Origin of the sequence: Breznakibacter xylanolyticus (assembly GCF_003254275.1) — a bacterium.
Lineage (GTDB): Bacteria > Bacteroidota > Bacteroidia > Bacteroidales > Marinilabiliaceae > Breznakibacter > Breznakibacter xylanolyticus.
Window position 1 is genome coordinate 58424 of record NZ_QKZK01000009.1, and the last position, 13645, is coordinate 72068.

Sequence of the window (13645 nt, forward strand, 5' to 3'; positions counted from 1 at the left end):
GAGGACGATGATTAAATGCTGAGTTACCTGCTTTCATATTTAAACGCAATCTATTAATCATACCAACTCAGCGCCTTCGCGCCTCAGCGTTTATTTTGACTCTGTGTTTTCTAAAAAATGCTCAGCGCCTTCGCGTCTCTGCGTTTATTCTTTCTCTGAGTCTGAATGTTGGTTTTTGATTTTCAACAGATGTGACGGAATTGTTAGAAATTCATAATGAATAGCGTTAATTGGTTAGATATTGATATTTGAGGGGCTCAAAAAAATGTTAAAATTCAAGTTGGTGTTGGATGTTGGTGTAGTATAATGAAATAGAAAAACTAACTTTGCATTCTCAATTGTTATCAAATTGAGCGATGTGGTTTTAAACTGTTAGGCACTGTTCTGGTGCTGAAAAGGGGGAAGCTTCGCGGGAGGAATAATTTGACTAACGGATGTGATCTTAATATATTGATACCTTGTTGTTCTCGTCGAAAATGATGAGACGGCTTGGTGGGTTTGTTGTGAAATAAATCGGGGTTTTCAGAAAAAATTCTTTTTAAAGGACGTGATATGATACAGAAGAGATTTCCAAAACCGCAGGGGTTATACGACCCTGCGAATGAGCACGACAACTGTGGGATTGGGTTTGTAGCCAATATCAAAGGGGTCAAAACGCACGACATTGTACAGCGCGGGTTAGAAGTGCTGGTTAACATGACCCATCGTGGCGCGGAGAGTTCGGACAATAAGTCGGGTGACGGTGCCGGTATTCTCATGCAAGTGCCCCACGAACTCTGTGCTTCGTTTGGGTTTAATCTCCCTGCGCCCGGGCAATATGCCACCGGGTTGTTGTTCTTGCCTAAGGGTGAGAAAGACGCAGCTGCTTGTCAGGATATCCTGAGTAAACACATTGTGAACGAGGGTCTCGAACTGATCGGTTTTCGCGATGTGCCGGTCGACAGTACCGTGATTGGCGAGATTGCCGGTCGCACCGAGCCGACGATTCGTCAGGTGTTTGTTAAGGGCAATTATGAGCAGGATACGCTTGAGCGCAAGCTCTATATCACGCGCAAGCTCACCGAGTCGGAAGTGCGCAACAGTGCCATTGCCGACAAGGAGTGTTTTTACATTCCCAGCTTGTCATCCAAGATTTTTATTTACAAAGGGATGTTGACCCCCGATCAGGTGGGACAGTATTACCTCGATTTGCAAAATCCGAAACTCAAGAGTGCCATCGCCCTGGTGCACTCGCGTTTCAGTACCAATACTTTCCCCACGTGGGATTTGGCGCAGCCGTTCCGTATCATGGCGCACAACGGTGAAATTAACACCGTGAAGGGGAACCGCCTGTGGATGCAAGCTCGTGAAGGTTTGCTGCAGAGCGACCTGTTTGGTGACGATTTGGCCAAGATTTTCCCCATTATCGAACCCAACAAAAGTGACTCGGCTTCGCTCGATAACGTGCTCGAGTTTTTGTTCCTCACCGGCCGCACGCTGCCCCACGCGCTCACCATGCTTATTCCCGAGAGCTGGAACAGCAAGAACCCCATTCCGCAAAGCCTCAAGGCCTATTATGAGTTCCACTCGTCCATCATGGAGCCTTGGGATGGTCCGGCGTCTATCGTTTTTTCCGATGGCCGTTACATTGGTGGCACGCTCGACCGCAACGGGTTGCGTCCTTCGCGTTACATCATCACCAAAAACGACATGATTGTGATGGGTTCTGAGGTGGGTGTTCAAACATTTGCCGCCGAAGAGATTCGTGAAAAAGGTCGTCTTCGTCCCGGTAAATTGTTGCTCGTTGACACTCAGCTTGGCATCATCATCCCCGATGAGGAAATCAAAGCGCAGTTGTCGCGTCAGCATCCTTACGAAAACTGGCTCAAAGAGAACCGCATCAAACTGCAGGACATCGAAGCCAAGCAAAACGTGGATGCAGCCCTGGGCGAAAACTTCGAGACATACCTGAAAGCCTTTGGTTATGGCCGCGAGGACTTCAATACCATCATTGCTCCCATGGCCGAAACGGCTCAGGAGCCGGTGGGTTCGATGGGGAACGATACCCCCATTGCCGCTTTTTCTGAAAAGCCACAGCGCTTGTTTAGCTATTTCCGTCAGTTGTTTGCTCAGGTGACCAACCCGCCCATCGACCCCATTCGTGAGGGCTTAGTGATGGCGTTGACCAACTACATCGGGTCGGTATCGAAAAATATTCTCGTTGAACAACCCTCGCACTGCAAGTCGGTGAAGTTCGAGAGCCCCATCATCACCAATACCGATTTGGGCAAAATCAAGGACTATCGCCGCGATGAGTTCAAGCATGCCATCATCCCCATGTTGTTCCCTGTTGCGCAGGGTGGCAAGGGGCTCGAAAGTGCGCTGGAGCACATGTGCCAGTTGGCCGAGCAGGCGGTTGACAACCAAAGTAACTATATCATCCTTTCCGATCGCGAGATTTCGGAAAACATGGCTGCAGTGCCTTCATTGCTGGCCGTGTCGGCAGTGCACCACCATTTGATTCGTGCCAAGAAGCGCATGCAGGTGGGCATCATTGTTGAGACAGCCGAAGCCCGCGAGGTGATGCACTTTGCCCTGTTGCTGGGTTATGGTGCCAGCGTCATCAATCCTTACGGCGCTTTTGCCGTGATTGACGAGATGGTGAAAAAAGGCGACATTAAAGTCGATTACAAAGAGGCGCGTTATAACTATATCAAATCTATCGACAAAGGCTTGCTGAAAGTGATGTCGAAAATGGGTATCAGTACCCTGCGCAGTTACCATGGTGCTCAAATGTTCGAGGCCGTTGGGATTGCCAGCGATGTGATTGGGAAATATTTTGCCGGTACGTCGTCGAAAATCGAAGGCGTTGGCTTTGACGAGATTGCTGCCGAGGCGGCCATCTTCCATAAGGCGGCGTTCTCTGGTCAGTCGTGGAGCAGCTTCCTGGAGACTCAGGGGGCTTATGCCTTCCGCAAGTATGGCGAAAAGCACGGCTGGAACCCCGAAACCATTGGGTTGCTGCAATGGGCTTCGTCGCAAAACGACTATGCCAAGTTCAAGGAGTTTTCGAAACGCGTGAACGAAGATAACCAAACGCCTCTGTTTATTCGTGGTTTCTTCCGTTTGAAAGAGGGTCGTCAGCCCATCGACATCAGCCAGGTGGAGCCCGAAGAGGCCATCATGAAACGTTTCGTGACCGGCGCCATGTCGTATGGTTCTATCTCTAAGGAGGCGCACGAGGCACTGGCCATGGCCATGAACAGCATTGGCGGCCGTAGCAATACCGGTGAAGGTGGCGAGGATGCCGAGCGTTTCAAAACCAATGCCCGCAGTGCCATCAAGCAGATTGCGTCGGGTCGTTTTGGTGTGACCAACAATTATTTGGTGAATGCCGATGAGCTTCAGATCAAGATTGCTCAGGGTGCCAAGCCCGGCGAAGGTGGTCAGTTGCCCGGTTTCAAGGTGGATAAAATCATTGCCCGTTTGCGTAATTCAACGCCCGGCATTACCCTGATTTCACCCCCTCCTCACCACGATATTTATTCTATTGAAGATTTGGCGCAGCTCATCTTCGACCTCAAATGTACCAACCCGACGGCTCGCATCAGCGTGAAACTGGTGTCGGAAACCGGTGTGGGAACCGTTGCGGCCGGTGTGGCCAAAGCTTATGCCGACCTGATTGTGATCAGCGGTACCGAAGGAGGTACGGGTGCCAGCCCCATCAGTTCTATTAAACACGCCGGGATGCCGGTTGAAATTGGTCTCTCCGAAACTCAGCAAACGCTGGTGATGAATAACCTGCGCGGTCGAGTGAAAATTCAGACTGACGGTCAGCTTAAAACCGGTTTGGATGTGATTAAGATGGCCATCCTGGGTGGCGAGGAGTTTGGTTTTGCTACCAGCGCCCTCATTACACTGGGTTGTATCATGATGCGTAAGTGTCACCTCAATACCTGTCCGGCCGGTGTGGCCACTCAGGACGAGGCGTTGCGCAAGCGTTTCATTGGTCGTCACGAGTATGTGGTGAATTTCTTCCGTTTCATTGCCCGCGAAGTTCGCGAGTACCTGGCTCAGATGGGTTACACCAAGCTCGACGACATCATTGGCCGTACCGAGTTGCTCGAACAGGATCCTACCGTGGGTAACTGGAAAACCCAGGGCATCAACATGGCTCGTTTGCTCCACTTCCCCGAAGAGGGCAAAAAATATCCGCTCATCAACACCACGACTCAAAAGCACAAAATTGAGGATGTGATGGATCATGAGCTCATCAAAATGTCCAAAGATGCCATCGATAGCCAAACCAAAGTATGGATGGCCAAGAATATCGGCAACACCGATCGTACCGTGGGTGCGATGCTTTCGGGTGTGATCTCTAAAAAATATGGCGAAGCGGGTTTGCCCAATAATACGGTGAACTGCAACTTCTACGGTTCCGCAGGCCAGAGTTTCGGTGCCTTCCTGGTGAAAGGGGTGACTTTCCGTTTGGAAGGTGATGCCAACGACTACCTGGGTAAAGGCCTCAGTGGTGGTAAAATCATTGTGGTGCCTCCGGTTGGTTCAACGTTCAAGCCCGAGGATAACATCATTGTGGGTAACACGCTATTGTATGGTGCCACCAGTGGTAGTGTGTATGTGCGAGGTGTGGCCGGTGAGCGTTTTGCCGTGCGTAACTCTGGTGCAACTGCTGTTGTAGAAGGCGTGGGTGACCACTGTTGTGAATACATGACCGGCGGTCGTGTGGTGGTGATTGGTAAGACGGGTCGTAACTTCGCGGCGGGTATGAGTGGCGGTATTGCCTATGTGCTCGACGAAGCCGGTAACTTCGATTACTATTGCAACCAGGGCTTGGTTGAACTCTCTAAAGTAGAAGATTCGGCCGACGTGCATGAGCTTCAGGAGATGTTGCACAAGCACCTGCTGCATACCACCAGCTCGAAGGCTCAGGAAATTTTGGTGAACTGGAGTATGTATCTGCCCAAGTTTGTGAAAGTGATTCCTTTTGAATACAAAAAGGTGTTGCAGGAACAAAAAATTAAGGAATTGGAGCAGAAACTTCGTGAAACCGAAGATGCGCCTTATATCAGAGAGTAGTTTTATTGAGTGTTAACAATGAATTTTGTGTCAAGTATCATGGCGTAAGTATCAAGTGTCAGGTGTCAAGATTATTTTGTGTCTTGATGCTTGCTACTAACGTCTTGCTACTAAAAAATATAGAATCATGGGAGATCCTAAAGGTTTTATGAAATTAGGCCGCAAAGAAGGTGGCTATCGTCCGGTGAGTGAGCGCATTGACGATTACGGTGAAGTAGAGCAGACCCTGAATGATAACGACCGTCGCGAACAGGCGTCGCGATGCATGGATTGCGGGATTCCGTTTTGCCACTGGGCATGTCCCGTGGGCAGTAAAATTCCCGAGTGGCAGGATGCCTTGTATCGTGGCAACTACAAGCTGGCCAGTGAAATTTTGCATTCGACCAACAGTTTTCCCGAGTTTACGGGTCGCGTGTGTCCGCATCCCTGTGAGAAATCGTGTGTGCTGGCCATTCATCACGAAGGGGTGACCATTCGCGAGAATGAAGCGGCCACTGTGGAGAAGGCCTTTGAACTGGGTTACATTGTACCCCGCATTCCCCAAGTGCGCACCGGTAAAAAGGTGGCTGTGATTGGTGGTGGACCTGCCGGTTTGTCGGCTGCCGATGTGCTTAATCAAATGGGGCATTCGGTGACCGTGTTTGAGAAGGACGATGTGGTGGGCGGTTTGCTCCGTTACGGCATTCCTGATTTCAAACTGAATAAAAAGGTCATCGACCGCCGAATCAATCTCTTCGTGCAGGAGGGCATTGAGTTTAAAACCAACTGCCATGTGGGTGTTGATGTGAAAGGCGAGGAGTTGTTAAAGAACTTCGATGCTGTGGTGGTGACCATCGGAGCCATGAAACCTCGCGATTTACCTGTTGAAGGCCGCGATTTGAAAGGGGTTTATTTTGCCATGGAATTCCTCAAGCAGCAAAATAAAGTGGTGCGTGGCGATGAATTCAGCGCCGAAGAACGCATCAATGCCAAAGGCAAAAATGTATTGGTGATTGGGGGTGGTGATACCGGTAGTGATTGTGTTGGAACCTCGAACCGTCAAAAGGCCAAGAGCGTGATGCAGATTGAGATTTTGCCCAAACCTCCCGTTGAGCGTGCTGCTAACAATCCTTGGCCTTACTGGCCCACGGTGCTCAAAACTTCCTCGTCGCACGAAGAAGGTTGCGCCCGCGAATGGAATGTGTCGACCAAGCGCTTCATTGGCGAAAACGGCGTGCTCAAGCAGGTTGAACTGGTGGACGTGGAGTGGAGCAAAGGCGACAACGGCCAGTGGGTGATGAGCGAAAAAGCCGGCTCGAACCGCATTCTGGATGTGGATTTGGTATTGCTCTCCATGGGCTTTGTGCATCCCATTCACGAAGGCTTGGTGGCTGAGTTGGGTCTTGAGAAAGATGGCCGCGGTAACGTGAAAATCGATGCTCAATATCAAACCAGCGTGGCCAAGGTATTTGCTGCCGGAGATGCCGCTTCGGGCGCGAGCCTGGTGGTAACATCCATCAACAACGGACGTCGTGCTGCCGAAAATGTGGATGCATTCCTGAAGAAGTAAGTTTTCTTGTTATAACACGTTGATATGAGTTGCCCCGGCTTTGGTCGGGGCAATTCTGTTTTTGGATGAGTTGCTCATTAAAAGGTGTGCGTTTTTGTGGTTGGTTGAAAAAAAGTCATTCATGTTATTTGATAATTAAAAAGCTTTTTCTAAACTTGCAACATCGAAAAATAAACAATGAAAACATTGATGAACAATATTTGGTGGTGGCACAGCAATTCATTCCAAACCCGGATGTGAAGCGACGCCACGTACCTCAACAATAAGATACAAAAAGGCTTGCCGATAACATCGGCAGGCCTTTTTTGATTTTAAACCCAAGCACATAAAAAACTAACGATATGAAGATTGTTCAAATTAACCCCTTGTGTACCAAATTGTCGCCCGGAGTGTCCGATGTCATTACGCCGGTGAGCATTTACATGAAAATGCGTGACATTTATCCCAATACCATTTTATTGGAGAGTTCTGATTATCATGGGAATCGAAATTCCATGTCGTTCATTTGTTTTCAGGCCGACGGCGAGTTTAAAGTGCAAAATGGCACCGTGACGCGGCAGATGCCCGGCGAGGAGGCCGAAACGTTTGTGCCTGCATCGCCGCAGGAAGTTCCCATGCTCCTCGATGGGTATGTTCGCTCGTTTCAGGTTCAGAACAACCATTTGCCAGTAAAAATCAATGGTTTATTCGGATATTCGGCTTACGATGCGGTGCAGTATTTCGAAACCATTCGTCTGAAAACCCCACGTAAGGATGAATATAGCATTCCCGATTTGCGTTACGTCTTTTATCGCAATACCATCGCCATCAATCATTTTACCAATCAGATGTATTTAATCGAGAATCTGCACAACGGGCATGAGTCGCAGTTTCGCTGGGTGATGAACGTGTTGCACAATCCCAACAACCCCGATTTTAAGTTTGTTCCTTCCACAGAGGAGAAATCCAACGTCACCAATGAGCAGTTTATCGAGATGGTGAAGAAGGGTAAAGAGCATTGCTTTAAGGGCGATGTGTTTCAGATTGTGCTCTCGCGTCAGTTCTCACGCGGGTTTACAGGTGATGAATTTAATGTGTATCGTGCTTTGCGCAACATCAATCCATCGCCTTATCTCTTCTTTTTCGATTATGGCGATTACAAAATCTTTGGTTCATCGCCCGAGGCTCAGCTTGTGATTGACGACGGCGTGGCCACCATTAACCCCATTGCGGGAACCTTTAAACGTACCGGTGATGACCTCAAGGATAAAGAGTTGGCTGTGAAGCTCAGCCTCGATCCCAAGGAAAATGCCGAGCACGTGATGTTGGTCGATCTGGCACGCAACGATTTGAGCCGCAATTGCAACCAGGTGAAGGTGCATACGTTTAAAGAGGTTCAGTATTACTCGCATGTGCTTCACCTGGTGAGCGATGTAAAGGGACAGCTCAAGGCAGGTTCAAACACCTGTCGCATCATGGCCGACACGTTTCCAGCCGGAACACTTTCTGGAGCGCCCAAATTTAAGGCCATGGAACTCATTGATGCCTACGAAAATCAGCACCGTAGTTTTTATGGCGGGTGCATCGGTTATTTAGGCTTTGATGGGAATTTTAATCAGGCCATCACCATTCGCACGTTTTTGAGTAAAAACAACACCCTGTTTTATCAGGCCGGTGCCGGGGTGGTGTCGCAGTCTGATGAGGAGAGCGAACTCAATGAGGTGAACAACAAGCTGGGAGCTTTGAAAAAAGCGGTTGAAATGGCTGCCGAGTTTTAAAAGCCTCCCCAACCCCTCCAAAGGAGGGGCTTATGACCATCGAAACTTATTATTAACATCCCAAAGCTTCCCCTCCGGGGAGGTTGGAGGGGCTTCTTTTTTTTGAACCATGAAAATATTAGTCTTAGATAATTACGATTCGTTTACCTACAACATTGTGCATTATGTCGAAGAATTGGTAAACGACAAGGTGGATGTGTTTCGCAACGACGAAATATCCATCGAAAAGGTGGGTGAATACGATAAAATCATCCTTTCGCCCGGTCCCGGAGTGCCCGACGAAGCCGGTCTTCTGAAGCAAGTGATTGCCACGTATGGTCCTTCTAAAAGTATTTTTGGAGTGTGCCTGGGTTGTCAGGCCATTGGCGAAGTGTTTGGGGGCAGCATTCGAAACCTCAATCGGGTGTTTCACGGGGTGGCCACGCCGGTAACGATCATCAACCGCGATGAATATCTGTTTGACGGGCTTCCCGATACTTTTATGGCCGGTCGTTACCACTCGTGGGTGGTAAATGAAGAAGACTTGCCCGCCGAGTTGCTCATCACCATCCGCGATGCCGAGGGGCAAATCATGGGGCTGATGCACCGCGATTATGACGTGCGCGGTGTGCAATTTCACCCCGAGAGTATCCTTACGGAGCATGGTAAGGATATGATAAAGAATTGGTTGATGCATTGATTTTTAATTTATCTCTTTGCGGTGGATGCTTTAGTGTGCTACTGCGATGAGGACTGTTTATTCTTGTAGGAAATTATCTATTGAGTTTGCCTCCGGTTACTCCCGTTGGGAGATGGGGGACTCGATTTTAAAAATAATAAGCTATGTTGCAACCCATATTGAAACGGCTGTTTAATTACGATACCCTTGGGCGCGATGAAGCCTGCCGGGTGCTCATGGACATTGCCGGAGAGAAGTACAACAAGTCGGAGGTGGTGGCCTTTATGACGGTTTATCTGATGCGAAACGTGACCGTAGAGGAGCTTTCCGGGTTTCGCGATGCGCTGTTGGAAATGTGCCTGCGTGTGGATATGAGCGATTTCAACACCATTGACATGTGCGGCACAGGTGGGGATGGGAAAAATACGTTCAACATTTCTACACTGGCCTCACTGGTGGTGGCCGGTGCGGGCGTGAAAGTGGTCAAGCACGGCAATTACGGGGTTTCCTCGTCGTGCGGGTCGTCGAATGTGATGGAGTACATGGGGTACCGGTTTACCGGGGATCGCGATACATTGAATCGCCAGATTGATCAGGCCGGTATTTGCTTTTTGCATGCGCCGCTGTTCAATCCGGCCATGAAGAGCATTGCGCCTATTCGCAAAGAGTTGGGGGTGAAGACGTTCTTCAATATGCTGGGGCCAATGGTGAATCCCTCTTTTCCGCAAAACCAGTTGGTGGGGGTGTTTAGTTTGGAGCTGGCGCGGATGTACAACTACATCTACCAGCAAACCACTAAAAACTATGCTATTTTGCACAGTCTTGATGGTTACGATGAGGTGTCGCTAACCAGTCCCTTTAAGGCCATCTTTCGTTCGGGCGAGCGCCTGATGACGGCTGCTGATTTGAACATGAAGACGCTGCGTCAGGAAGATATTTTTGGCGGAAACACCATTCCCGAAGCGGCTGCCATTTTTACCACTGTGTTGGATGGCAACGGAACCGACGCCCAAAACAATGTGGTATTGGCCAATGCCTCTATGGCCATTCATTGTGTGCATGCCGAAAAGGAAATGGACATTTGTTTGGAGATGGCACGCGAGTCGCTCATGAGTGGCAAGGCCAAGTTGGCTCTCAAACGCTTGATTGAAGCATAGTATTTATGAAACCTGCAAGGCTGTGAAGCCTTTAATGAATTGGATAATCAATAAGACATGACCATACTCGATAAAATCATTGCCCGCAAAAAAGAGGAAGTGGCAGCTGCCAAGGCGGCAGTCTCCATCAAAGATTTAGAGGATTCCAAGTATTTTGAGCTGGATTGCCCCTCGCTCAAGGCCTTTTTGCAAGACCCCGCCAAGACCGGTATCATTGCTGAGTTTAAGCGCCAATCGCCCTCCAAGGGCATCATTAACGACACCGCTCTGGTGCCCGATGTGACTCGTGGTTACGAGGCTGCCGGTGCTTCGGGCATTTCCATCCTTACCGATACTGATTTTTTTGGCGGCTGTTATGCCGATTTGTCGCTGGGGCGCGACTCGGTGGAGATCCCCATTCTTCGCAAGGATTTTATGATTGACACTTATCAGGTGTATGAAGCCAAGTCGATGGGGGCAAGCGCCATTTTGCTGATTGCCGCCGTGCTCACCGATGCCCGTGCCCGCGAACTGGGCTCCCTGGCCAAAGCCATGGGCATGGACGTGCTCATGGAGGTCCACAACCGCGAAGAACTTGACCTGGTGAATCATTATGTGGATATTGTGGGGGTGAACAATCGCGACCTCAAGACCTTTGAAGTGAGCCTCGAAAACAGTGTCAAGCTGGCTTCATACATGCCTGCCGATACTGTGAAAATCAGCGAGAGCGGCATTTATACCGTCGAAGATATTCGCTATCTGCGTTCTCATGGTTTTCAGGGGTTTCTCATTGGTGAGAATTTTATGCGCGAAGCAGATCCGGGTAAGGCCTGTGTTGAATTCAGCGCTAAGTTGAGATAGGTTCGAACGCAGAGACGCCATGACGCAGAGATGTGTTGATTCTGCATTGTGATCGTCATGTAGGTTAAATGGGCACGTTGTTTCAAACCTTTCAGGTCTTCAAGACCTGAAAGGTTTCAGCCTCATGCCGGCCTATTATCCGATTGTGAGTACGATTACAAATCCGCGCCAGCGAAAAAGTTATATAACTATAAGCACCTTTGTGTTTTAGTGTTTATTAAAATTTTTATGTGATGAAAATTAAAGTGTGCGGCATGCGCGACGCCGATAATATTCGGCAGCTATTAGCGCTTAACCCCGATTATGTCGGTTTTATCTTTTATCCGCCTTCATTGCGATACGTGGGGGGCGATTTCCCTGTTGAAGTGTCGGCATTGGTGACGGGCGCCAAAAAGGTGGGGGTGTTTGTGGATGCCGATTTTGCCGATATGCGCGAGATCATCTTTCATCACAAGCTCGATGCCGTGCAGCTGCATGGCAAGGAAACCCCCGGTGAATGCTGGCTGCACCGCTCCTTAGGGCTGACGGTTATCAAGGCTTTTGCCATTGACGAGCAGTTCGATTTTTCGGTGCTGGAACCTTACGTCGATGCGGTTGATTATTTCCTTTTCGACACCAAAACTCCGCAGCATGGCGGCAGTGGGGTGAAGTTCAATTGGGACATTCTGAAAAATTATAACAATGCCAAACCCGTGTTTTTGAGCGGGGGCATTGGTGAGGATGACGTGGCGGCTATCCGCGCGTTGACACATCTCGATATTCATGCCGTGGATGTGAACAGCCGTTTTGAGGTATCTCCCGGGGTGAAGGACGTGGATAAGTTGAAGCGTTTTTTTGATCAAATAAAACAGACATCATGGGACAGGTGAAAATTTATGGGTTGGCCAAGGCATTGGATGACCATCGAACCGAAATATCCGATGTGATTCATTCATGCGTGACCGAGGCCTTGAAATTTCCTGCCGACAAGCGGTTTCATCGCTTTTTTCCCATGCAACCGTGTGATTTCATTTATCCTGCCGGTCGTTCTGACCGTTATGTGATTGTGGAAATACACCTGTTTGAAGGGCGAAGTGTCGATGCCAAAAAGATGTTTTATCGACTGATGTACCAACGGTTCAATGCCCTATTGGGGGTAGATGCAACCGATTTGGAGATCATCTTCATCGAAACTCCACGTCATAACTGGGGTATTCGTGGTGTTGCCGGTGATGAGCTGGTGGTTGACTATCAGGTGAATGTGTGAAAGTAAGACAGTCTTATTTATCCTCTTTCAAAATTATTGACCGACACCGAGATATCTTATTGTGAATGTATAACGGGGGCGATTATCATTTAATTTTGCCGTCGCCTTCACCATCATTTTATTAATATTTTACCCTATTATCATGTCTAAATATCACGCAGACCAGCGAGGCCGCTACGGGAAGTTCGGTGGGGCATATATCCCCGAGATGTTGCAACCCAACATCGACGACCTTAATGAACGATATCTTCCGATTATCAATTCCCAAGCGTTTCAGGATGAGTACAAAAGCCTGTTGAAGGATTACGTGGGACGCCCGTCGCCCCTTTATTACGCCAAGCGGTTGTCGGAGAAATATCATACCAATGTTTATCTCAAGCGCGAAGATCTCAATCACACCGGGGCTCACAAAATCAACAATGCCATTGGTCAGATTCTGATTGCCAAAAAAATGGGCAAAAACCGCATCATTGCCGAAACCGGTGCCGGCCAACATGGTGTGGCCACTGCCACGGCTTGCGCCCTGATGGGGATGCAGTGCGTGGTGTACATGGGTGAGGTGGACATTCAGCGTCAGGCGCCCAACGTGGCGCGTATGAAGATGTTGGGTGCCGAAGTACGACCTGCACTTTCTGGTAGCAAAACGCTCAAAGATGCCACCAACGAGGCTTTGCGCGACTGGATTTGCAACCCCACCGATACATTTTACCTCATTGGTTCTGTGGTGGGGCCGCATCCTTATCCCGATATGGTGGCTCGTTTACAGGCTGTTATCAGTCATGAGATTCGTGAGCAAATGTTGGAGAAAACCGGGACCCCCAATCCCGATTACGTCATTGCGTGCGTGGGAGGCGGTAGTAACGCAGCCGGCACGTTTTACCATTTTCTCGATGAAGAAGGTGTGCGTTTGGTGGCTGTTGAGGCCGCCGGAATGGGCGTCGATTCGGGCGAAACGGCAGCAACCATTGCTTTGGGTGATGTGGGCATCATTCATGGGAGCAAAACGTATCTGATTCAGGACGAAGATGGGCAAATTGTGGAGCCTTACTCCATTTCGGCCGGTCTCGATTATCCCGGTATTGGCCCCCAACATGCTCATTTGAAGGACACCGGGCGTGCCATCTTTTTGTCGGCCACTGATCAGGATGCTTTGGATGCTGCCCTTGAATTGACCCGCCTCGAAGGCATCATTCCTGCGCTTGAGTCGGCCCACGCTTTGTCCGCTCTGCGTAAAATGACCTTTCAGCCATCCGATAAAGTGGTCATCACCGTGTCGGGTCGTGGCGATAAGGATATGGAAACATATATGAAACGCTTTCAATTATAATCGACACCCCTCAGCGGGCGCCGTCTTACTTTGTG

9 protein-coding genes are annotated in these 13645 nt (G+C 49.3%); all 9 read left to right on the top strand.

Annotation, left to right across the window (positions count from 1 at the left end; translation table 11 throughout):
• The first annotated feature begins 552 nt into the window (after positions 1-552).
• A complete protein-coding gene (gltB, locus tag LX69_RS07080) occupies positions 553-5076 on the top strand; it encodes a glutamate synthase large subunit (RefSeq protein WP_170124279.1) in 4524 nt (1507 codons plus the stop codon).
• Positions 5077-5203: 127 nt separating this feature from the next.
• Complete coding sequence (locus LX69_RS07085; protein ID WP_111445122.1) at positions 5204-6625, top strand: glutamate synthase subunit beta; 1422 nt, start codon at positions 5204-5206, stop codon at positions 6623-6625.
• A gap of 341 nt (positions 6626-6966) precedes the next feature.
• Entirely contained in the window at positions 6967-8382 is a 1416-nt protein-coding gene (locus LX69_RS07090) for an anthranilate synthase component I family protein (RefSeq protein WP_111445123.1), read from the top strand.
• Between the two features lie 109 nt (positions 8383-8491).
• Complete coding sequence (locus LX69_RS07095) at positions 8492-9061, top strand: anthranilate synthase component II (RefSeq protein ID WP_111445124.1); 570 nt, start codon at positions 8492-8494, stop codon at positions 9059-9061.
• 143 nt (positions 9062-9204) lie between these two features.
• Positions 9205-10197 (top strand): anthranilate phosphoribosyltransferase, encoded by a 993-nt coding sequence (gene trpD, locus LX69_RS07100; RefSeq protein WP_111445125.1) that lies wholly within the window; start codon positions 9205-9207, stop codon positions 10195-10197.
• Positions 10198-10254: 57 nt separating this feature from the next.
• Positions 10255-11037: an indole-3-glycerol phosphate synthase TrpC gene (trpC, locus tag LX69_RS07105; RefSeq protein ID WP_111445126.1), complete on the top strand. Its 783-nt coding sequence runs from the start codon at positions 10255-10257 to the stop codon at positions 11035-11037.
• 233 nt (positions 11038-11270) lie between these two features.
• Positions 11271-11906: a phosphoribosylanthranilate isomerase gene (locus LX69_RS07110; protein ID WP_111445127.1), complete on the top strand. Its 636-nt coding sequence runs from the start codon at positions 11271-11273 to the stop codon at positions 11904-11906.
• Positions 11894-12283, top strand: coding sequence for a tautomerase family protein (locus tag LX69_RS07115; protein WP_111445128.1), 390 nt, complete (start codon positions 11894-11896; stop codon positions 12281-12283). Before LX69_RS07110 ends, LX69_RS07115 begins: the two co-directional genes overlap by 13 nt.
• A 142-nt stretch (positions 12284-12425) precedes the next feature.
• Positions 12426-13610, top strand: coding sequence for a tryptophan synthase subunit beta (gene trpB / locus LX69_RS07120; RefSeq protein WP_111445129.1), 1185 nt, complete (start codon positions 12426-12428; stop codon positions 13608-13610).
• Positions 13611-13645: the final 35 nt, after the last annotated feature.